Source organism: Campylobacter showae CC57C (genome assembly GCF_000344295.2).
Lineage (GTDB): Bacteria > Campylobacterota > Campylobacteria > Campylobacterales > Campylobacteraceae > Campylobacter_A > Campylobacter_A showae_B.
This window is the reverse complement of sequence record NZ_AOTD01000135.1, coordinates 1-22121: the sequence shown is the minus strand read 5'-3', so window position 1 is coordinate 22121 and position 22121 is coordinate 1. Positions and strand designations below refer to the sequence as shown.

Annotated in this window: 22 protein-coding genes; 15 read left to right on the top strand and 7 right to left on the bottom strand. The window is 47.2% G+C overall.

Annotated features, from left to right (window positions below; translation table 11 throughout):
- A partial coding sequence (locus H740_RS05345; RefSeq protein WP_231679325.1) for a DNA polymerase III subunit gamma/tau occupies positions 1 to 1142 on the bottom strand: 1142 nt, incomplete at its 3' end.
- 633 nt (positions 1143 to 1775) lie between these two features.
- Entirely contained in the window at positions 1776 to 2876 is a 1101-nt protein-coding gene (gene nusA / locus H740_RS05340; RefSeq protein ID WP_002952165.1) for a transcription termination factor NusA, read from the bottom strand.
- A 148-nt stretch (positions 2877 to 3024) separates the two neighbouring features.
- On the opposite strand from nusA, the gene H740_RS05335 reads away from it, so the two are divergent.
- Genes H740_RS05335 through H740_RS05300 form a run of 8 tightly spaced genes read left to right on the top strand, consistent with a single transcriptional unit; the run spans position 3025 to position 9147 of the window.
- Positions 3025 to 3267 carry an HP0268 family nuclease gene (locus H740_RS05335; protein WP_002949978.1) on the top strand — a complete coding sequence of 81 codons (243 nt, stop codon included), beginning with the start codon at positions 3025 to 3027 and terminating at the stop codon, positions 3265 to 3267.
- Entirely contained in the window at positions 3264 to 4574 is a 1311-nt protein-coding gene (gene miaB / locus H740_RS05330; protein WP_002952164.1) for a tRNA (N6-isopentenyl adenosine(37)-C2)-methylthiotransferase MiaB, read from the top strand. The genes H740_RS05335 and miaB overlap by 4 nt, the downstream gene beginning before the upstream one ends.
- The gene (locus H740_RS05325; RefSeq protein WP_002952163.1) at positions 4564 to 5190 is read left to right on the top strand and encodes a lysophospholipid acyltransferase family protein; all 627 of its coding nucleotides are present in this window, start codon (positions 4564 to 4566) and stop codon (positions 5188 to 5190) included. Before miaB ends, H740_RS05325 begins: the two co-directional genes overlap by 11 nt.
- On the top strand, positions 5187 to 5639 hold the full coding sequence (locus H740_RS05320; protein ID WP_002952162.1) for a hypothetical protein: 453 nt from the start codon (positions 5187 to 5189) through the stop codon (positions 5637 to 5639). Before H740_RS05325 ends, H740_RS05320 begins: the two co-directional genes overlap by 4 nt.
- A 56-nt stretch (positions 5640 to 5695) precedes the next feature.
- Positions 5696 to 6697, top strand: a complete 1002-nt coding sequence (locus H740_RS05315) for a hypothetical protein (RefSeq protein WP_002952160.1) — start codon at positions 5696 to 5698, stop codon at positions 6695 to 6697.
- A complete protein-coding gene (locus tag H740_RS05310; protein ID WP_002952154.1) occupies positions 6690 to 7220 on the top strand; it encodes a hypothetical protein in 531 nt (176 codons plus the stop codon). Before H740_RS05315 ends, H740_RS05310 begins: the two co-directional genes overlap by 8 nt.
- Positions 7207 to 7734 carry a hypothetical protein gene (locus H740_RS05305; RefSeq protein ID WP_002952153.1) on the top strand — a complete coding sequence of 176 codons (528 nt, stop codon included), beginning with the start codon at positions 7207 to 7209 and terminating at the stop codon, positions 7732 to 7734. Before H740_RS05310 ends, H740_RS05305 begins: the two co-directional genes overlap by 14 nt.
- A 60-nt stretch (positions 7735 to 7794) precedes the next feature.
- Positions 7795 to 9147 carry a DUF438 domain-containing protein gene (locus H740_RS05300; protein WP_002952152.1) on the top strand — a complete coding sequence of 451 codons (1353 nt, stop codon included), beginning with the start codon at positions 7795 to 7797 and terminating at the stop codon, positions 9145 to 9147.
- 165 nt (positions 9148 to 9312) lie between these two features.
- Here H740_RS05300 and tilS read toward each other — a convergent pair whose 3' ends face one another.
- The 3 genes from tilS to panC are packed head-to-tail and all read right to left on the bottom strand — an operon-like array spanning position 9313 to position 12431.
- Positions 9313 to 10299: a tRNA lysidine(34) synthetase TilS gene (gene tilS, locus H740_RS05295; RefSeq protein WP_002952151.1), complete on the bottom strand. Its 987-nt coding sequence runs from the start codon at positions 10297 to 10299 to the stop codon at positions 9313 to 9315.
- 1 nt (position 10300) lies between these two features.
- Positions 10301 to 11608: a 30S ribosomal protein S12 methylthiotransferase RimO gene (gene rimO, locus H740_RS05290; RefSeq protein ID WP_002952150.1), complete on the bottom strand. Its 1308-nt coding sequence runs from the start codon at positions 11606 to 11608 to the stop codon at positions 10301 to 10303.
- Between the two features lies 1 nt (position 11609).
- Complete coding sequence (panC, locus tag H740_RS05285; RefSeq protein WP_002952149.1) at positions 11610 to 12431, bottom strand: pantoate--beta-alanine ligase; 822 nt, start codon at positions 12429 to 12431, stop codon at positions 11610 to 11612.
- A 107-nt stretch (positions 12432 to 12538) separates the two neighbouring features.
- Between panC and prfB the strand changes: the two genes are divergently transcribed.
- Genes prfB through H740_RS05265 form a run of 4 tightly spaced genes read left to right on the top strand, consistent with a single transcriptional unit; the run spans position 12539 to position 15934 of the window.
- The gene (gene prfB / locus H740_RS05280; RefSeq protein WP_002952148.1) at positions 12539 to 13639 is read left to right on the top strand and encodes a peptide chain release factor 2; all 1101 of its coding nucleotides are present in this window, start codon (positions 12539 to 12541) and stop codon (positions 13637 to 13639) included.
- Between the two features lie 11 nt (positions 13640 to 13650).
- Entirely contained in the window at positions 13651 to 13956 is a 306-nt protein-coding gene (locus H740_RS05275; protein WP_002952147.1) for a hypothetical protein, read from the top strand.
- Positions 13953 to 15296 carry an FAD-dependent oxidoreductase gene (locus H740_RS05270; protein WP_002952145.1) on the top strand — a complete coding sequence of 448 codons (1344 nt, stop codon included), beginning with the start codon at positions 13953 to 13955 and terminating at the stop codon, positions 15294 to 15296. Before H740_RS05275 ends, H740_RS05270 begins: the two co-directional genes overlap by 4 nt.
- A 20-nt stretch (positions 15297 to 15316) precedes the next feature.
- The gene (locus tag H740_RS05265) at positions 15317 to 15934 is read left to right on the top strand and encodes a tetratricopeptide repeat protein (protein ID WP_002952144.1); all 618 of its coding nucleotides are present in this window, start codon (positions 15317 to 15319) and stop codon (positions 15932 to 15934) included.
- 394 nt (positions 15935 to 16328) lie between these two features.
- Here the strand turns inward: H740_RS05265 and H740_RS05260 are convergent, their stop codons facing one another.
- On the bottom strand, positions 16329 to 18335 hold the full coding sequence (locus H740_RS05260) for a TonB-dependent receptor domain-containing protein (RefSeq protein WP_002952143.1): 2007 nt from the start codon (positions 18333 to 18335) through the stop codon (positions 16329 to 16331).
- 216 nt (positions 18336 to 18551) lie between these two features.
- On the opposite strand from H740_RS05260, the gene exbB reads away from it, so the two are divergent.
- Genes exbB through H740_RS05245 form a run of 3 tightly spaced genes read left to right on the top strand, consistent with a single transcriptional unit; the run spans position 18552 to position 20173 of the window.
- Entirely contained in the window at positions 18552 to 18980 is a 429-nt protein-coding gene (gene exbB, locus H740_RS05255; protein WP_002952142.1) for a TonB-system energizer ExbB, read from the top strand.
- Complete coding sequence (gene exbD, locus H740_RS05250) at positions 18973 to 19350, top strand: TonB system transport protein ExbD (protein ID WP_002952141.1); 378 nt, start codon at positions 18973 to 18975, stop codon at positions 19348 to 19350. Before exbB ends, exbD begins: the two co-directional genes overlap by 8 nt.
- Positions 19316 to 20173, top strand: coding sequence for an energy transducer TonB (locus tag H740_RS05245; RefSeq protein ID WP_002952140.1), 858 nt, complete (start codon positions 19316 to 19318; stop codon positions 20171 to 20173). The genes exbD and H740_RS05245 overlap by 35 nt, the downstream gene beginning before the upstream one ends.
- Before the next feature lie 277 nt (positions 20174 to 20450).
- On the opposite strand, the gene H740_RS05235 is transcribed toward H740_RS05245, so the two are convergent.
- Complete coding sequence (locus H740_RS05235) at positions 20451 to 21479, bottom strand: NADH:flavin oxidoreductase/NADH oxidase (RefSeq protein WP_002952139.1); 1029 nt, start codon at positions 21477 to 21479, stop codon at positions 20451 to 20453.
- Positions 21480 to 22121: the final 642 nt, after the last annotated feature.

The following is a 22121-nucleotide window of genomic DNA, read 5'->3' as shown; positions in this document are numbered from 1 at the left end:
CCCGCCTGCGCAGGAGCCGTAAATTTAGCCACCTCGCTTCGTCCGCCCGCAAAATTTGAAGCTACGCGCGCCTGCGAATCCGCAAATTTTTCCCTCGCGTCCACGGCTATCATCTCGTCGATTGATTTTAGATTTATCGCCTCGATCATCATAAAAAGCATCACTCCAAGCACGAATCCGCCGTCGCTACTGACGCTTAGCATCGAGCGCGCCTGCGAGAGGATCCTAAAAAATCTCTCATACAAAAGCAGCGAGTATTTCGAGCTCTGCACGAGAAAATTCGCCTTGAGATTGGCCGTTATCTCGTCTATCACCATCTCGGCGTCGTAGCTCTCCAGCTGCGCTACAGCCGCGCTAACGGCAGGTTTATCGCCGCTCATAACAAGCGATAAAATCTCCTCTATGCGCTGCGGATCAAGGAGTCCCAGCATCTGCGCTACGGCGCTTTGCGTTAGCTCGCCCTTAGCATAGATGATGGCCTGATCTAGCAACGTGAGAGTATCGCGCAGCGAGCCAGCGCCGCTACGAGCGAGGATCTCGAGAGCCTCTTTTTCGTGCGGGACGTTTTCGCGGTTTAGGATAAAGTCAAGATGCGCGACGACGTCCGGGCGCGAGATCTGGCGAAATCTAAAATGCTGCGTGCGCGATAGAACGGTGGCCGGGAGCTTGAGCGGATCGGTCGTAGCCAGGATAAATTTGACGTAGGGCGGCGGCTCCTCGAGCGTCTTTAGCAGCGCGTTAAACGCAGGCGTGGAGAGCATATGCACCTCGTCGATGATGAAAATCTTAAAGCGCGCGATCGCCGGAGCATACTTGGTCTGCTCGATGAGCCCCTTTATATCGTCGATACCGCGGTGGCTGGCCGCATCCATCTCAATGATGTCGATGTGGCGGCCTTCGTTTGCGGCGATGCAGTTGGCGCACTGCTCGCAGGGCCGGCTAGTCGGGCCGTGATCGCAAACCAGCGCCTTTGAAAATATCCTCGCGCTTGAGGTCTTGCCGCTACCGCGAAGCCCCGAAAAAAGGTAGGCGTGAGTGAGGCGGTTCTCGTCCAGAGCATGCGTGAGGCTGGTGCTGACGGCCTCCTGGCCTACGAGCTCGCTAAAATTTCGCGGTCTATATCTAAGCGCTAATGCTTGCAACACGGATTTTTCCTTAAATTTAAGATGAGATATTCTACTTTTTTTTGGATAAAAATTTAATATATTACGGCTCGGCACCTCGCGAGGCGAGATAAATTTCGGCGAGGGAATTTGCCTGCCAGCGCGAATTTATCGTATACGGGGGACTTGGCAAATTTGACGTATATACTGCTCGGCTCTTGCAAAACTGCTACAAATTTGACGCGAAATCGCACTGCCCAAATTCCGTCAAATTTAGCCGCGGATATTTTGGCAATTTCGCGAAATTTGCTATAATCGCTCGAAAATGAAATTCAAAAAAAGGGAGAAAATGAGAAAAGTTGTATTATGCGCGTTTATTTTGGCATTTGGATTTTTAGCTGCCGGTTGCGAGAGGAACGACTATCAGCACCCGATGTACCGCTCTACTAAAAATAAATAACCTAAAATTTGGCGGTTGCTCGCCGCCTTGAAATTTCACTACTCGCAGACTTCTTTCGTTTTATAAAGTTATGGATACGGATAAATTTAACGCATTAAAGTAGAAAATAAAAAGCGGCAAATTTTAGCAGACGACACAGGTCAAATTTGACCCTGGCGCCGTGCCTCAAATTTACCGCCCCAAACGCATGCGGCCAAAGGGCTCAAATTTGGTTACAGATCGCCAAACAGCGCCTTTAGATCCTTCGCGTTTTCGTCTTTGCTCTCGCCTCTAGCGCCAAGCTCGTTTAGCTCGATCTCGTGACCGGTTAGCATGCTAGCTAGCCTGATATTTATGCCACTTTTGCCGATAGCCTTGCTCTTTTGCTCGGTTACTAGGCTCACGACGGCCTTGTTATCCTCGCCGATTTTGACGGAGCTGATGATCGCCGGCGCCATCGCGCGTGTGATGAGGATTGCAGGCTCGGCCGAATACTCGATCGCGTCGATATTTTCGCCGTTTAGCTCCTTTGTAACGGCGTTTATGCGCACGCCTTTGGTGCCCACGGTCGCGCCCACGGGATCGACGTTTGGCGAAGTTGCCACGAGTGCGACTTTAGCTCGTTCGCCCGGGATTCTAGCGCTAGCGGCGATCAGTACGAGGCCGTCCTTGATCTCCGGCACTTCGGCTTTTAGCAGGGCTTCGAGGAATTTTGGCGATGTGCGGCTTAGCTCGACCTTGATACCCATAGATTTATCGATATAGACGCTTTTTATGACGGCTTTTACGACATCGCCCGGTTTAAATTTCTCGCCTTTTATGCGGTTTTTACGCGGCATCACGGCTCGCAGCTCGTCTATTTCGATGAAAGTATTTTCCTCGCTATCCACGCGCGTGACCGAGCCAAAAACCATGTGCCCGACCATGTCTTGGTATTTTTGAAAGATTTTTTCCTCCATCAGACGCTGAATGTGATACTCAAGCTCCTTGTGAAGCGTTTGTGCAGCGGTGCGGCCGAGGTTGTCAGTAGATAGCTCGTAGGTTAGCTCGTCGCCGATCTCTACCTCAGAGTCCACTTTTTTAGCTTCGCTTACGCTTAGAAAGTGCTCGTTGTCCTCGGCCAAGCGCTCGTCGCCGTCCTCAACGACGGTGATTTTTTGATATAGATGAAGGGTCTTGGTCGCATTATCGATAACCGCGTCGTATTCGTAGTTTTCGCCGTAAATTTTCTTTGCAGTATTGATAATAGCTCTTATGACGCGCTCTTTTACGTCCTCGATTTCGAGCCCTTTTTCATTTGCGATAGATTCTATGATATCCGCTATTTTTTCCATATTATTTTTGCTCCGTTATTTAAATTTGGGGGAATTTTTGAGTTAGAGAGGTATTATACAAGCTTTATACTTTTAAGAAGTTTAATGCGTTTTTTATGATGAATTTGCTATATTCACAGATTAAATTAAAGATTTCAAAGGATTAAAAATGGAGCTAAAACTCGCTAGAACGCAACTTGACGCCAAACCAAAAACGATCTCTCTTGAAAAAATCGAAGCGGCATTTGCAAAAGATCCGCAACAAATTTTCTATTTCGACAGAGAAAACAGCCACAAACAACTCATCGCTTTGGTGGAGTTTTTCGAGGAAAAAGGCCTTAGCGTCTACCACCGCACCGTAAAATACGGACTCGACGAAAACGACTACATGTACGAGGTGCACATCCTTTGAGCGCAGCGCAAAAAAAGCTCTTTATCCAGACTTTAGGCTGCGCGATGAACGTCCGCGACAGCGAGCACATCATCGCCGAGCTCAAACAAAAAGAGGACTACGAACTCACTCAGGACATCTCCGAGGCCGACCTCATCCTCATCAACACCTGCTCGGTGCGCGAAAAGCCCGTGCATAAGCTTTTTAGCGAGGTCGGCGGTTTTGAAAAAGTGAAAAAAGCGGGCGCCAAAATAGGCGTTTGCGGCTGCACGGCGAGTCACCTTGGAAGCGAAATTTTTAAACGAGCGCCTTACGTGGATTTCGTCCTGGGCGCGCGAAACGTCAGTAAAATTTCAGCCGCCGTTAAGACGCCTAAATTTATCAGCACCGACATAAATCACGACGAGAGCGAGTATGCATTCGGCGAATTTCGCGGCTCGCCGTATAAAAGCCACATAAACATCTCGATCGGCTGCGACAAAAAATGCACTTACTGCATCGTCCCACACACCAGAGGCGACGAGATCTCGATCCCGGCAAATTTGATCCTGCGCGAAGTAAAAAAAGCCGCCGAGGGCGGAGCGAAGGAAATTTTCTTGCTCGGGCAAAACGTAAACAACTACGGCAAGAGGTTTTCAGGCGCGCACGAGAAGATAGATTTTAGCGACCTACTCGTAAAGATCAGCGAGATCGAGGGCGTCGAGCGCATACGCTTTACTAGCCCGCATCCGCTCCATATGGACGATAAATTTTTAGAAATCTTTAGTCAAAATCCCAAAATTTGCAAATCCATGCACATGCCACTTCAAAGCGGAAACACCAAAGTCCTACGTGAGATGAAGCGCGGCTACACCAAAGAGTGGTTTTTAGACAGGGCTGCTAGACTGCGCGCGATGTGCCCAGAGGTTAGCATTTCAACCGACATTATCGTAGCATTTCCAGGCGAAACGGACGAGGAGTTTGAGGACACGATGGATGTGCTGGAAAAGGTGCGCTTCGAGCAAATTTTTAGCTTTAAGTATTCGCCCCGCCCGATGACCAAGGCGGCGGAATTTACCAACCAAATCCCGGACACCGTCGCAAGCGCTCGCCTAACCCGCCTACAAAGCCGCCACAACGAGATTTTAGACGAAATAGTCGCAGCGCAAAAAGGTAAAATTTTCGACGTATATTTTGAGGAGCTTCGCGCAAACGGCGGCGTCGCCGGCAGGAGCTTTAATAACTTCCTCGTTCAAGTCGCAGGCAGCGAAGAGCTGCTAGGCAAGACGCTAAAAGTGCGTGTGAACGATCCAAAGAGAATGGTGCTTTACGGTGAGCTTGTGGGCTAAATTTAAACGAAGCGTTTTTATAAATTTAGCCCCGCGCATTATCTATTTTTTTATTTGGATTATATTTTTAACCTGCAAAAAGAGCTTTTCTAAGACAAATTTGACGAACGAGCCCTGCGTCGTGCTATTTTGGCACGGCAGACTGGCGCTGATGAGCTTTGCCTACGTGCATTGGTGGGAAAACGGCCAAAATCCGCAAAGACGCGCCAAGGTAATAATCAGCGACCACAAAGACGGCGAGATCATCGCGCGCGTGATTTCGTTTTTCGGCATCGGCGCGATCAGAGGCAGTAGCTCAAAAGGCGCGGTAAAGGCCCTCGCGCAAAGCTTTAGAGAGCTAAAAGGCGGTACCGACGTCATCATCACCCCAGACGGTCCGCGCGGTCCCTATCACAGCGTCGCCGACGGAGCCGTCGTCATCGCGCAAAAGCAAAATGCGCAAATACAAATTTTAAACTACGAAGCGAGTAAATTTTGGCAGCTAAAAAGCTGGGATAAAATGATAATCCCAAAGCCTTTTAGCGAGATTTCTTATACGCTCTCGCCGCCTTTTAGCGTGACAGACATGGCGCTAGAAGACGCAAGGGAGCTAATAACAAAGGAGATGAAAAAATGAGCTCAAAGACCGTAGTTTTATCTATCGGAGCGCTTTTGGCGGCCATTTTTATCTCGTTTATCACTTTTAGTCCGTCTTATAAAAACGCCCTTCAGGCCAAATTTTACTACGAGACGGGCGACTATGAAACCGCCTACAAGCTATCAAAATCTGCATACAACAAAGACATCTACAACAAACTCGCCCACACCGTGATGGTGCAAAGCGAAATCTCGCAAAAATACGCACTCTACATCGCTCGCTCAAACGGCTACCTAGAAAATATCCAAAAAATCAGCAAATCAGGCAAGGTAAATAAGGTCGATTTGGACAAAATCCGCATGATGTGCGACATCGCGGTGAGCGACTATGATCTGCTCAAACCGTCAAATTTGACCGATCCGTCGCTACAAGAAGAAGCCAAAATAATAAGGGATAAATTTTTAACCCTGCAAAAAGAGCTGTTTTAATTGAACTTAATAGCTTTTTGGGTATGATAACGCATTGCAATTTTTAGGAGAAATCTTTGCTGATACGTCGTTTTTTTAGCGTCTTATATCTTAGCGCCGTTATTCAGTCCAAAAAATGCCTATTTTACGGCGAGGCCTACAAAGGCGCAAAGCTGTTAAAAACGATAAAAGCAGAATTTGACCTAGATGAATCAGGCGTAGTTTCCGAAAGAGCAAACGAGTACATAAAAAATCTGCAAAAAGAGTATAAATGGGTTTATCTTTCGCTGTTTTTCGACACACTCGAACAAGGCGCGTTTGAGGCTAAAAATGCCGACAATCTCGAAAAACTAGGCATCAAGACAAAAGAAATAACTTGCATAAATCCCGCCAAAAACTGGCTTATCTACGCAAAGCACTCAGACGTAAAAGCCGCAGAGGAAAAATTTACGGATATTGGCGTAGACGTACTTTATTCGCCAATCGCACTAACTCAAAAAGAGATCGAAAAGCATAATTTACCCACGGCAAGCACCCTTTTCGTCTACTCTTGCGAAGAGGGTTTTACCATTTGCATCACCTCAAGCGAAGGGGTAAAATACGCTGCCGTTTGCAAAGAAAACGATGAAGAGTATAGCGATAGCGCGGATTTTGATAAAGAAAACAGCGACGAGATAGACGATTTTATCGCAAATGTAGACGAAAGCTTTAACACTATGGACGGTCTGGACGATCTTGGCGAAATGCTAAAAATGGACGACAGCGAAGAAGAGTTTGCAGACCTCGACTACGATATAAATATGCCAGAATCCACTGACGTAACGGCATCCGTGTCGATATTTGGACGCGATATGAGCATATACCGCTATATCTCGCTAGCGCTTAAAGAATTTTACACAAATCCGCTTTACGAAGGCGATTTTATCGAAAACGTCGTGATTTTCGACGCTACGGAGAGGACGAGCGCTACGTTTTTACATTATATAGAAAACGAGCTTTTGGTAAAGACCGCCGTTTATCCGGTTAATACCCTGAAAACGATGACTGAGCTAATGAAAAAAGAGTTGGAAAATGACTAGTTATAGCTTCATAAAACCTCGAAAAAAACCGTTTTTTGATCTTTTTAGTAAAATTTGGCTACTTTTTATAGCTACGGCGGTGCTGCTTTTTGCCATAGTAAATTTAGTCGTCGAGCTAAAAAGCAACTCGCTACTAAACGAGACGCAAATCTCAAGACAAAAACAAGTACAAACAAAAGAGCAGATCAGGCAAACCGACGAGCTAACCGTACTTTTAAAGCAAAGAAGGGATAGCGCAAATGAGATTGCAGCCTCAAACGCCGTTTTAAAGCAAAGCCTGCGCAACCTACTCGATCTAGTGCCGTCAAGCATCACGCTACACGAGATCTCGATGGACAAAAACTCGCTCATCGTAAAAGGCACCACGCCTAGCCGCGACGTTTATAACATGCTGCTCGCAACGCCGTTAAAGTCGATTTTTAACACATCAAACACCTCGTTTTATCAGCTAGATAGCGGCTGGTTAAATTTCGTCAGCACAAACAAAACCGATATCTTAGAGGGCAAAAATGAGCAAAGATAGAAGCCTGCAAAATATCGACGTTACCAAGCTACTCATCTACGTACTTATTTGTATCATAGCTTGCCTCGCGATGATATTTGGCCTTTTGGTGCCGAGCATCAAGGAGTACAAGCAGGTCAAATACGAAAGCCGCATGCAAATAGCCGCAAGCGCGCAAACGCAAAGGCTCTACGACGCCAAATCAAAAGCCCTAGACGAGATAAAACAAAACGACAAAGTCCAGTTAGACGCGCTTGAAAACAAATTTGACGCGGACAAATTTACTCAATTCGCATCAAAATATTTCGCAAACGTAATTCTAAGCGAGCCAAAAGAGGCCGCAAAAAACGGCGAGATCTCGGTCTACGAGCTAACCGTAACGGGCTCCATGAAAACTCCTGCTAAATTTTACGAGTTTATGGACGCGCTACAAAGCTACGAAAATATCGTCAAAATCGACTTTCCGATCGAAATGCGCAAAGATACCGAAAAGATCGACGCGACCTTTGGCGTCAAAATTTATAGCTTAAGATAAATCAAAGTTTTTAATCTCCGCTTTTTGTATAATCCTTAAAATTTAAGTTAAGGACACAAAATGATAAAATTTAACAACGCCGCCGTTGCCTTGGCGACTGCGATTTTAAGGGATTACCTCAGCGGAGCGGAAAATTTTTTCGCCTCTAGAAAAGCTGCAAAATCGGAGCTAACGAAACTCACGCCGGCCGATTTTAAAAACGTGCGCGCAAATTTGCTAAATTTAGGCTTTAAGAGCGAGTTTATCGACGAAAACGCCGCCGAGCTATCAGAAATCCTGCGCGGTATCCTAACAGCCGAGCGCCCCAAGCTGCCAAAAGACCACCCTATCGCCACCTACATCAGCGAGAACGACGCCGCGCGCGAGCTAATCGCAAAGGCAAAAGAGCTGTTAAAAAAGAAATTTATCAAAAACGAGTGGCTTGAAATTTACGACAAACTGGGCAGCTTTAACAGGACGCACTTTGCCAGAAAACAGCATCAACTCTACTCGATGCTCGAAAACAAGGGCTTTGACCGCCCGTCGCGCTTTATGTGGAGCTTTGATAATAAGGTCCGAGACGGTATCGCCGCAGCGCGCGAGCTGCTAGAGGAAGGCAAGGCGGATGAGTTTATCGCGGCGCAGCACGAGATCTACGAAAACCTGCTTGACCTACTCGCACGCGAGGAGGCGGCGCTCTATCCAACGTCGCTGGAGCTAATCAGCGAGGAGGAGTTTCGCGCGATGAGATGCGGCGATGATGAGATCGGGTATTTTCTCATCGAAAAACCGAGCGAATTTTATCCGTTAAATTTAGACTCCGGCGGCGGCTCGGAGGCAAATTTAAAGGATGTAAATTCGCAAAGCGAGTCAAATTTAAGTGCGGTAAATTTACGAAAAGGCGACCTAAACGAAGCGGTTTTAAATCCGAATTTCATAAAAGAGCTGTTAAATTTGATGAGTAAATATGGACTAAATCCAGATGCAAACCGCGATAAAAACGCTGTTTTTGACGTCGCCACAGGCAAGCTCACGCTAGAGCAAATCAATCTCATTTATAGGCACATGCCCGTTGACCTCTCCTTCGTCGACGAAAACGAGATCGTGAAATTTTACACCGACACCAAGCACCGCGTATTTCCGCGAAGCGCAGGCGTCATCGGGCGCGACGTGAAAAACTGCCACCCGCGCGAGAGCGTAGCCAGCGTGCTAGAGATCATCGACGCCTTTCGCAAGGGCGAGCGCGATGAGATCGACTTTTGGCTGGAGCTTCACGGTAAATTTATCTACATCTACTACGCCGCCGTGCGCGACGAAAACGGCGTATTTAAGGGGGTGCTAGAGATGATGCAAGACGTCACGCGCATCCGCAGCCTAGAGGGCAAACGCACGCTAGTGACGTGGGACGATCTAAAGAAAAAATACGGGGAGTGATCGTCTCGGCTTTTAAATTTGATAAATTTGGTTAGTCATTGGCGAGTTTGTTTTTTCGACCTCGCCTGACCGCACAACCTTGCGCGAAGGCAATGCGAGGCACGGCGATCAAATTTTATCGATCTTAAAATTTGTGTATTTTTAGCGGCAGTTGCATACCAAAGCTTACAAAAGTTCTTTAAATTTGGATAGATCCGCACTCTCGACAAATAAAAATCCGCGGTTTATCGGCGGGATGGAGAGCCGCCTGCACGATTCTTTAAATTTCTTGTCCATCGCCGCTTTGATATATGGCGTTACAAGTATAAAATTTACGCTCGCCCCGACGGCTACCTTGCCGCCAAGCACGCAGTCAGCGCCATTTTCTAGGCAGCGCGCGCATTCGTTTCGCTGTGCGGCGCTTAGCACGAGCCCTAGTCTCTTGTAGGCCTGATCCACGCCGCGAATCTCGTTTGCGCCGCGTTTTACGAGATAAATTTTAGGCGCGGGATTAGAAATTTCGGGAGTTAAGCTTAACGCGTCAGCCGCCAAAAACTCAAAGCTTTTTTTCACGCCGCTAAAGTATTCGTCCAAAAACGGCTCGCTAAATTTCGCGCGAACAAATCCGCGTTTAAACTGGTCCGTCAAATTCGTCTCGTCGGTGAAGTATTTTAGGTTTCGCTCACGCAAAAACCGCTCCAGCTCGCACTTTCGCACTCCTAGAAGCGGTCGAGCGATCACGTAGTTATCGCGAGCTTCAAGCTCCTGCATGCCAAGCAGCTCGCTAAGCCCCGCGCCGCGCCCAAGTTGCATCAAAAACCACTCGAATTTATCATCAAACTGATGCGCTAAGATCAAATTTTCATATCCCTGCTTGCGGCAAATCTCGGCGAAAAAATCATATCTGGCCGCGCGCGCCTCGTGCTCGAAATTTGACTCGCCCAGCTGCACGCTTTTTACGTAGATTCGTTTGTTAAATTTGGTCGCCAAGTCCCGCGCAGAGGCGACTTCGTCCTTGCTTTGCGCGCGGACGTTATAGTCCACGATCGCAAGGTCAAATTTCATGCCAGCCTCGTCCAAAAGGTAAAAAAGCGCCGTGCTGTCGACGCCATGCGAAAATGCAAGCAGATTTCGCCCCGATTTTAGCTTATGCAAAACGGGCGCGCTTAGCATTTTAGGCCTTTGCCGTGATCTTGCCTAGCGCCTGGCTGCCCGCTACCTGCGTGATCTCGCACCAGTAGCGACCGCCGGTTTCTAGCTGCTCCACATCGCTTTCGTTGATCAAAATTTCGCCGTCGATGTCCTTATCCCAGAGCGCCTTTTTCGCAGCGTAAAACATCTCGCCCTCGCTGCTTTCGCCCTCCAGAGAAACGATAAATTTTTGCCCTAGCTCCTGCGCGAAGCTCGCCTCGATCGCGGCTCGAGTGATCTTTTCTATTTTGCTTAGACGCTTTGAGATGATTTTGGCCGGTACCTGCTCCATCTCGTATGAGAGCGTGTCTTCTTCTTTGGAGTAGGCAAACGCCGAAACGCGGTCAAATTTAAACTCCTGCAAAAACGCGCAAAGCTCGTCAAATTCGGCTTCACTCTCGCCCGGGTGCCCGACTATGACGCCTGTTCGTAAAAACGCACCCGGCGCACTTCGCATTAAATTTAAAAGCTCTTTGATCCGCGCCGCACCGCTTCCGCGCCTCATGATTTTTAGCATTTTCTCGCTTGAGTGCTGGATCGGCATATCAAAGTAGTTTACAAATACCCGCGAGGCGATGATGCGCTCAATTAGCGCGTTTGAGGTCGTGCTAGGATAGAGATAGAGTATGCGCGCGGTTTTGACGCCCTCTATCTTCTCAACCGCGTCGATGAGAGAGATGAGCCCGTCGCTAACCGCGTGATCGCGCATATACGAGCTACTGTCCTGCGATAGGAAGCTAAAGTCGTAGTAGCCCTTTTTTACGAGCTTTTGCACCTCATCTACGATATTTTCGAGCGCGCGGGATTTTAGCTTGCCCTTAAAGGTTGGGATCGCGCAGAAGCTGCATTTTTGATTACAGCCTTCTGAAATTTTGATGTAGGCATGGTAGTTTGAGCCCGTTATCACGCGCTCTTCGCTTGCTTGCAGGTAGGTGTCCGGGCTAAATAAATTTTGCTTTTTTAGGATGATCTCGTCGATCTTGTCGTAGTCTCCGACGCCGGTGAAAAGATCGACCTCGGGCAGCTCCTTCATCAGCTCCTCGCGGTAGCGCTGCATCAGACAGCCCGTTACTACGAGCAAAGAGCCTTTTTTGCGCGCTTCGTGCATATTCAGGATCGCGCGGATGCTCTCTTCTTTGGCTGAGTTTATAAAGCCGCAGGTATTTACGATGATGACGTCGGCAGAGGCGACATCTGGCGTGATCTCGTAGTTTGAGAGGCGTCCGAGCATGATCTCAGAATCCACCAGATTTTTGTTACAGCCTAAAGATACTAAGTGAAGCTTGCCCATTTTATACCCACAGATTGTCGATCAGACGCGTTTTGCCCACGTACGCGGCGACTAGGATGATGGTGTTGCTTGGCTCTATTAGCGAGATTTCGTTTAAATTTCTATCCACGATCGCGACGTAGTCGACGTTTAGCGGCTCTAGGGTTTGGAGCATCTCGCCTTTTATCGTTTGTGCGCTTAGCTCGCCCGCAGCGATCAAATTTGAGGCTTTTTTAAGCGAATGCGAAAGCTTAAGCGCCTCTAGCTTTTGCCCCTCGTCTAGGTAGGCGTTTCGCGAGCTAAGCGCCAGTCCGTCTCGAGCGCGAACGATCTCGCAAGGCACGATCTCTAAATTTAAAAAACAGGTCTTTACGAAATTACGCACGATAAGCAGCTGCTGCGCGTCCTTTTTGCCCATATAGACGCGCTTTGCGTTTGTTAGATTAAAGAGCTTATTTAGCACGCGAAGCACGCCGTCAAAGTGTCCGGGGCGAGTCTTGCCCTCAAGCACGCTTGCTAAATTTTCAGGCGCGCTGATTAGCGGCTCGGTATCAAAATATAGCTCCCTAGCCTCAGGCGCAAACATCGCATGTACGCCCAGCTCCTCACAAATTTTAGCGTCGTTTTGTTCGTTTTTTGGATAGCTCTCAAAGTCCTCGCCCGCTAAAAACTGCGTCGGGTTTACAAACGTCGAAACGATCGCGGTTTTGTTTTCTGCTACGCACTTTTCTATGAGGCTAGCGTGTCCGTCGTGAAGTGCGCCCATCGTAGGTACGAAACCGATATTTTTGGGATTTGCTGCGACGAAATCTCGCAGCTGTTCTGCTGTTCTTAAAATTTGCATTTTCTCTTCTTTATGTCTAATTTTAACGCGCGATTATAGCAAATTTTATCTTTACTCTTACAAATATGTTATAATCACGCTAAAAAGCACAAAAAAGGTCTTAAATTTTGGATAATTACGAATACACTGAACTCCTAAAAACACTAAACACAAAAGTAGAAAATATCGCTGGCGTCGTAAAACCCGAGAGTATCAAAGCTCGCCTAAAAGAGATCGAGGAGCTAGAAAACGATCAAAATTTCTGGCAAGACATCGCAAAAGCGGGCGCAATCGGCAAGGAAAAAACTAAAATTTCAAACATCTTAAATAACTTCCTAAATGCCAAAAGCGCCGTAGACGACGCAAAAGATCTATACGAGCTGGCAAACTCTGAAAACGACGAAGAGACGATAAATTCGCTATTTGCCGAGGCTGGCGAGTTAGAGGATAAGATAGTAAATTTAGAGATTTCTATGCTGCTTAGCGGCGAGGATGACGGCAAAAATGCTATCGTCACCATACATCCGGGCGCTGGCGGTACAGAGAGTAACGACTGGGCGAGCATGCTATACCGCATGTATCTGCGCTTTTGCGAGCGCGAGGGCTTTAAGGTCGAGACTCTGGACTTCCAAGAGGGCGAAGAAGCAGGACTAAAAGACGTGAGCTTTATCGTTAAAGGCGTAAACGCCTACGGCTACCTAAAGGCTGAAAACGGCATCCACCGCTTAGTGCGAACCAGTCCGTTTGATAGCGCCGGACGCCGCCATACGAGCTTTACCAGCGTGATGGTAAGCCCCGAGATAGATGACGACATCGAGATAGAAATTGACGAAAAAGACCTAAAAATCGACACCTACCGCGCAGGCGGAGCAGGCGGCCAGCACGTAAACAAAACCGAGTCCGCCGTGCGTATCACTCACGTGCCCACCGGCATCGTCGTGCAGTGTCAAAACGACCGCAGTCAGCACAAAAACAAAGCAACTGCAATGAAAATGCTAAAATCGCGCCTGTACGAACTAGAGCTAATGAAACAGCAAGAAGCCGCCGGCAGTATCGAAAAAAGCGAGATCGGCTGGGGGCATCAGATCCGCTCCTACGTGCTTTTCCCGTATCAGCAGGTCAAAGATAACCGCAGCGGCGAGGCGTATAGTCAAACCGACGCTATACTAGACGGCGATATAAAAAAGCTCATCGAGGGCGTTTTAGTAAGTCAAAAAAGCATAAACTAGAAAGGAAAAATATGGAAATTTCAGCTCTCTTAAACCAACTAGGCTATAACGAAAACGACGCGACCGCCGCGCAGGTTAAGCGCATACTAAACAACTGCGACGGGTTAAATTTAAGCAGTATTATCACTCTAAACGACCATCTAAAACCGCTCGGCGGCTTTGTCGCGATGAGCGGCAGCGAGGACGTGTTTAAGATAAAAAACGCAGGCAAAATGCCAGGTGCGCTAAACGTGATCGAAAACTGGGCTGAAAAAAACAAGATAAACATAAAAAGAGTAAATGAAACTACGCACTACATACTAGGAAAAAACATATGAAAAACTACGATATCATCGTCATCGGCTTTGGCAAAGCAGGCAAAACTCTCGCCGTAAAAGCCGCAAATTTAGGCAAAAAGGTCGCCGTAATTGAAAAATCGGTGCAGATGTACGGCGGAACATGCATAAACGTCGGCTGCATCCCGACAAAAAAGCTAGTAAATTTAAGCAAAGAGGCAAAATACGTCAACAATAACGTCGCGGGCGAGTATTTCGCGCTTAGCGTCGAAAAGAAAGACAAGCTAATCTCCGCGCTTAGAGCCAAAAATTTCACGATGCTTGACGGCAACGCAAACATCGACGTGATAAATGGCACGGCTAAATTTATAGATAAAAATAGCGTCGAAGTCGCGGCGGCAGACGGCTCAAAAAGCACGCTTACCGCGCCGACGATCGTCATAAATACGGGCTCGGTTAATGAAAAACCTAGCTTTGAGGTTAGTTCAAATTTAGCCTTTGACAGTACGGGGATTTTAAATCTAAAAACGCTTCCAAAACACCTAGTGGTGGTAGGCGGCGGATACATCGGGCTTGAGTTTGCCTCGATGTTTGCGGAGTTTGGCTCAAAAGTCACTATCGTAGCTCGCTCGGGCGTGCTAAAAAACGAGGACGATGACGTAAGAGGGAGTGTAAAAACGCTGCTTGAGACGCAAGGGATCGAGATTTTAGAAGGTTGCGAAGTTAAAAATTTAAAAGACGGCACGCTAAATTTCACACAAAACGGCGAGGCAAAGAGCCTTGACGCGGACGCATTTTTACTAGCGACGGGGCGCGTAGCTGCGACTGCGGATCTAAACTTGAGCGTAGCGGGCGTACAAACGGACGCAAAAAGAAACGTGCTCGTAAACGAGTTTTTACAAACCGCCCAGCCGCATATCTACGCGGTAGGCGACGTTCGCGGCGGCGAGCTTTTCACGTACACGAGCCTAGATGATTTTCGCATCGTATTCGACAAGCTTTTTGGCGCAGGCAAACGTAGCACTCTAAACCGCTCTCCTCACGCCAGCACACTTTTTACCGAGACTCCGCTAGCTAGCATTGGACTAAGCGAAAAACGAGCCACGACGCAAAATTTGGATTTTAAAGTCCTAAAACTAGCGCTAGCCACAGTCCCCGGCGCAAAGGTAGTCGGCAACGAAACGGGATTTTTAAAAGCGATCGTGGACGCAAAAAGCGGCAAAATTTTGGGCGCGGCGTTTCACTGCGTTTATGCAAACGAGCTTATCAACGAGATCGCTATCGCGATGGCTTTAGGTGCGGGCACTGACTTCTTTAAAAATCAGATTTTCACCCACCCTAGTATCAGCGAAGCACTAAATGACCTCTTTGGACAATTTTAAAACTACGGAAAGGATAAAAAATGAGAAATTTACTTCTTGCCTTGATCGGGCTTTTGTTTGTAGGATGCGCGGCTTCAAGCGGCGGCGGTAGCTTTTCTAGCGATAACCCAGACTATGATTTCAACAAGCGTGCCATAGGCGTGTTAAAACCAAAATGCGAAAGCGGCAACTACTCCGCATGCAACGATCTTGCCATCAGCTATCAAAATCTACAAGATCACAAAACCGCTCTAAAATACTATGAAAGAGCGTGCGGCAATAACTACCAGCCTGCTTGCACAAACCTTGCCAACATGTATCAAACGGGCCTTGGCGTGAGCAAAGACGCAAATAAAGCCCTTGAAATCTACAATGCCTCTTGCGCAAACGGCGGCGCGTATTCGTGCTACTACCTAGGCGAGTTTTACCGCTCAAATGCCGACGGCAAGGAGCCTGACTACGCAAACGCCATGTCGGCCTACGATAGAGGCTGCAAACTAGGCGACGTACCGTGCTGCACGAACACGGCCGTACTTTACGAGCACGGCCTAGGCGTAGCGCAGGACGAGTCAAAAGCTAGAAGCATCTACCGCTCGGCGTGCTTTAGCGGTGACACGTCTGCATGCGACAATCTAAAAAGAATGGGTAGAAAGCGATAATAAAAACAGTAAATTTAACGCATTTAAATTCGGCGTTAAATTTACTACGGCGAGTCAAATTCGGCTCGCCTTTTTAAATTTGACCGTAGCAAATTTAACTTCAAATTTGCCCCAAAATTTACCTCCCAAAACCCACATCTTGAAAATATAAAAACCAAAAACCGTCCGTCAAATTTGACGCCGAATGCTCGCAAATTTAACCGCTAAAATTTAGGTTTTATTCTTGACGTTCCGTAGCCAAATTTTATTCGCTCCGCCAAAAAACAGGTTAAATTTGAGTGGATTTTACTCGCAAATACAAAAATAAACAACGCCAAATTTGAGTAAATTTGATAAAAGATAGAAAAAAGGGGCTTAAATTTAAGCCCCCAGGTGCATGAATTTAGAATAAAAATTAAAATTTATAAGAGACGTTAACCTTAAAGTTTCTGCCCGGCTCCCAGTCGATCGCGTTCGCATCGCCCGTATATTCGGCTATTCTTTGAGACTGCGAGACGTAGGCTTTGTTAAATACGTTATAAACGCCCGCATTTATCTCAAGCCCCTTAAATTTACCGCTGCTTGGTGCATAAGTGAGATATATGTCGCTCACAGCGTAGCTCGGGATATGTACGGCAGCGTCGTTGCCGGCACTCGTCGTGTCTTTCGAGGCAAAATAAATAAGATTATAACCCACAAGAGTATCGATAGCATTTATCGAATACTCGGCGTTAAAGGTGTATTTGTCGCCTTGGTCGCGGTAGCCGATGATATTTGACGTGTAGTAGCCGCCGCTACCGTTACTCACGCGGTCTTTATATCTTACTTTTTGATGAGTGTAGCTAGCGCCAAGACTTAGCGCATCTAGGTTTAGTCTAGCCAAAAGCTCGACACCGTCAATATCTGCGCCGCCTGCGTTGATCCTATAAAGCACCGGATTTACACGTCCGCCCGCTGCGTTATTATCTACGATTAGATTTTTGTATTTGGTTTTAAAGTATTTAGCTACGAAGCTAACGTGTCCCGTTTCGCTAAACTCGCCCTTGTAGCGTCCGCCGATCTCGTAGCTATCGCCCGTAGTGGCCTTTAGATCAGGGTTTGCTCTGTATCCTAGAGGCGTACCTCTGCTAGAGCCGCTAGCTAGCATGGACTCCATAACGTCCGGTCCTCTAAAGACTTTAGCATAGCTAGCAAATACCCCAAGCCCTTTAATAAACTCGTAATCAAGCGCCAAAGCCGGCGAAAATTCGTCAAATTTGTATTTGTATCCGCCGATATTTGCGCCAGTGCCGTTATAGGTCTTTAGCTCGTGACGCTCGTATCTGATGCCAGGAGTCACGGTTAGGCCTGCAAATTTGATCGCGTCCTCTAAGTAAAACGAGTAGTTGTTTACTTTTTCAGGGCGGTTGTTTTGCGGTTTGTTAAAGTTCTCGCTGTGGTAGTACTCCGCGCCGTATCTTAGCGTCTGCGTCACGTCGCCCGTCTCTATCACTGTTTTTGTTTTCGCGCTTAGGCCTCTAGTTTTTACGCCCCATTTGCTAGCGTCGATCCTCTGATGTTTCGTATGATAGGCCGTTACGTCTAGGTTTAGCAGCCCGCTCGGCGTAAATTCGTATTTTAGCGTCGTCGTATCGCGCTCGTATTTGCGATCGGCATCAGCATTGCCTCCGCTATGCCAGCTGCCAAACTCCGCTCTCAACGGATAAAGTCCCTTATAGTGGTTGTGCTCGTGAGAGAGCGATACCCTGTGCGCATCTAAAAAGCTATATCCGAGCTTAAAAAGATAGCTAAGGTCGTTGCCGTCGCCGCCAATTTTCTTACCGTTACCGCTCTTGCCGTAGTCGTAGCCTTTGTGATTTAGCGCGGCTAAAAAGTCAAGTCCCTCGACGGGCGCGGTAAATACCGTGAGCCCTTGCGAAAATTCATCGTTGTTTGAGGCGTAGCCCGTTTTGATTTTAGCGCCGATGATTTCGCCGTCATCTAGCAGGTCTCTAGCGTCCACCGTCCTAAAAGCCACCGAACCGCCCAGAGCTCCGGCGCCGTTTACCACAGAGCGCGCACCGACCTCAACGTCGATGGCCTTGATTAGATCGGGGTCGATCAGGAGGTCTGCATTGTGGTGAAAGGTATTTCCGTTTTGCTTCGCGCCGTCGATCGTGATATTTAGGCCGCGGTCGCTCACGCCTCTCATGTAGATTTTTTGATTCATGCCGTTCGTGCCGCCTACGTAAACGCCGGGAATATCGCGCATGACGTCTTTTAGTATACCTGCGTTTCTCGTGCTTATCTTTACGTCGTCCACGCCGTAGCCGCCGCCGGTGCTTGTTACTTCTACGCCGCTTAGCGTTACGTTCTCGGCGGCGTTTGCACCGATGGCTAGAGCCGCTACGAAAGAAATTTTCGCAACATTGTTAAAACTCATTTTTTCTCCTCTTTAAATTTACGAAAATTTGCTCTGATTTAGAAAATATTTAAATTTTGTTTTCTTTAATCCGCTCAAATTTTGAAAACGAATATTACAATTCTAAGACTAAATTTTAGATAAATTTATTTTAGAATATTACTTGCTTATTTGTTATTGACAATAAATACCATAATCTGATATAATTGGCGCGCAAATTTTATAAGAAGGCATTAAATGGAATTTCTCAAACACAACGTCGATTACGTTATCATCGGTATCTTAGGGCTTATGAGCTTTGTCGTAGTATGGCTCACGATAGAGCGCTTGATCTTTTACGCAAACGTTAAATTTGAAAATTATAAGAATCAAGACGACTTTGAAGAGAGCGTAACTAGAAATTTAACAACGCTTTATATAGTTTATTCAAATGCGCCGTATATCGGGCTTTTGGGTACGGTCGCGGGCATCATGGTGACCTTTTACGACATGGGTATGAGCGGCGGCATCGACACTAAAAGCATCATGGTCGGCCTATCTCTCGCACTAAAAGCAACCGCGCTAGGCCTCATCGTCGCGATACCGACGCTAATGATTTACAACGCGTTTATGAGAAAAGTGGACGTTTTAGTAAACCGCTACAAGGCTTCACGTGAGAATGCCTAAAAAAGAGGGATTAAACGTAATCCCACTCATAGATATTATGCTCGTTTTGCTAGCCATCGTGCTTAGCATTTCGACTTTTATCGCTCAGGGCAATATCAAAATCGACCTGCCAAACAGCGAAAGCGCAGAAAAAAAGCAAGACGAAAACGATAAAATCGCGGTTTTAATTAATAAAGATAATGAATTTTTTATAGGCGAAGATAAAATCGCTGAGGAAAATTTGAAAGAAAAGCTAAACGAGATAAAAAACGAAACGTTAATAGAACTTAAAAGCGATAAAGAGAGCAAATTTGACTCGTTTATCAAGGTTATCGACATACTAAAAGAAAAAAATCATGAAAACTTCGCTATCACAACAACAACTGAATAGACTCGCCAGCTTTACGGGGCTTGGCGTTTCTATCCTGTTGCACTCTATCCTCATCGGATCTTTTATCAAATTTTACGAAGAACTAAAACCGATGCCGGAAGAAAAAAGCGTCAAGATAGCGCTAAATACCTTTACGCCGCCAGCAGCTCCGCTCCCGCCGGCACCTACCCCACCAGCGCCGCCGCCTCCGGCCCCGCCTGCGCCTCCTCCGCCAGAACCTGTCGTCACGCCGCCAGAACCGCCAAAACCGGTCGAGCCACCTAAACCGATAGAAAAACCAAAACCAATAGAAAAACCGGTAGAGAAGCCAAAACCCGTGGAAAAGCCCGTGGAAAAACCAAAGCCTAAACCTACGCCAAAACCGGTTAAAAAGCCTGAGCCTGAGCCGGAACAGCAAGTAGCGCAGGCAACGCCGCCCGCACAGCCGTCGCCCCCGACCCCTACGCCGCCCGTGGCACAGCCAAGCGCCGCCCCAAGCTCGAACGTAAAATCAAATTTACCGCCTAGCGGAGCTGAAACAGTTGGAGAATTTAACTTCGCGACATCAGCCGGCGACGAGAGATTTTCTAAGATCCAAAAGGCGATACAAAAGCATCACAAATACCCTAAACGCGCGCAAAAAATGCGCCATCAAGGCGTCGTAGAGGTTAGCTTTTTATACAAAAAAGACGGCAGCGTCCGCGACGTAAAGGTGATAAAAAGCTCAGGCTTTGAGACACTAGACGAGGCCGCAGTCGAGCTCATAAACCGCGCTGCACCTGATTTTCCGACGCTTGATCGCGACTACGTCATAAAAATCCCGGTTAGCTACAAACTCACCTAAATTTAAGCCGTTTTTGCGGCTTAAATTTTATCTTTAATTCTACAAATTTGACGCAATAAATCAAAAAATCAGCCGTTTTATTTATGAATTTAGCATTACTAAAATCGGTAGCAATCAAATCAAATTTGACGCCGTAGCAGGGACGTAAATTTGCCAAATTTACAGTCCTAATAGCTAGGCTAAATTTGCCAAACGGTTTGCCCAAGCAACCAGTCAAATTTACTCAAAATTTAGCCGACGCAACTAGTTCAAATTTACGCCGAGCGATCTTGTAAATTTACTTAAACGCCCTTTTGTATGAGTTTTCTATCAGCTCAGCGCACCCTAGCTCACTCATCGCAGCCTGCGCGAAATTTGGATTTCGCAGCAACTCTCTGCCATAAGCCACCCCGTCGCAAACGCCGCCTAGTAGCAGCGCCTCACCCTCGGACGCCTTTGTGATGAGTCCGACCGCGATCACCGGGATGCTAACGGCCTGCTTTACGGCCTTAGCGTAGCCAGCCTGATAAAGCGGAGTAAACGCAGGCGCGCTATCCGTGCGCTCAAAAAATCCGCCCGCCGAGACGTGGATAAACGCAGCGCCCAAGAGCTCGAGCTCTTTTGCTAGCCGCACGCTATCCTCTAGGCTCCAGTCGCCCTTCGCCCAGCTATCCGCGCTTATGCGCACGCCGACGGGGATTTTTACCGCGGCTTTTATCTCGCTTAAAATTTCTTTTAAAAATCTCGCGCGGTTTTCGAAGCTCCCGCCGTATTCGTCGTCTCGCAGATTGATCCCAGGCGAGAGAAATTCGCTGATGAGATAACCGTGCGCGGCGTGGATCTCGGTCGCGGCGTATCCTGCACGCTCGGCTCTGATCGCAGCCTGAACGAAAGCTTGCTTGACCGAAACGATGTCCTCTACGCTCATCTGTCTCGGCGTTTTGTAGCTCTCGCTAAATTTTACCGCGCTAGGTGCGATCAGACCATCGCACTCGCTTTTTCTACCGGCATGCGCGAGCTGGACGGCCATTACGGCGCCGTATTTGACGCACTCCTTGACGAGCCTGGCGTGCGCCTCCTGCTGCTCGTCGTTCCACAGCCCCAGATCGCGGCTCGCGATCCTACCTCTAGGCTCGACGGCCGTAGCTTCGACGATGATGAGCCCGACGCCCCCCCCCCGCGCGCGAGCGGCGTAGTGCAAGCGGTGAAAGCACCTAGGACAGCCGTTTTCGTCCTTGGCCTTATACGTGCACATCGGCGGCATCACGATGCGATTTTTGATCTGCAGATCGCCGATTTTTAACGGCGTAAAAAGCAAGCTTTGCATGAGAAAATCCTTTAAAGATTATTTGCGGTTATGTGAGGGGGTATAGAAAATGAGAGTGATAAATTTTAGCGCGATATTTTTGAAAGCGCGTAAAATAGGCAGTTTAAAAAGCTTCACTCTCAGTTGTAACGCAAGAATTCAGCTAAAAGAAAAATCCCTATAATCCCAAATCGTCCGTTTTGTCCCAAAAAAGCGGAAAATTTTAACGCCGTAATCATATCTAAAAGCCCAAATAATCGCTCTTTAAACGCCTTTTAAAGCCTCCCGAAATTTTACCCATCACGGCCGTATATCGCTTAAGATTTGCCACTGAAGGCACAGCAAATTTTTAAAAATATGAGCATTAAGACACGAAAAATTGTAAAAAATGTGTCTTAAACAGGCTTAATGTGTCTTAAATGTATCAAACAACGATATACTCAAAAACCCATTAAGACACATCGTAAAAAACACCGCAATCCAAAGACTTTATTCTTAAAAATTCAATATTTTTGATTAAGACACATTTTAAGGTTATTTTATGTTTTAAAATACTTTCATATTGATATTAAATTTGCACCTAACCTTACCTACTATTTTTAGTTGATTTATTTCCTCGCCTTTTAAAATAATCGGTATTATGTAGCATCCGCACAAGACTTT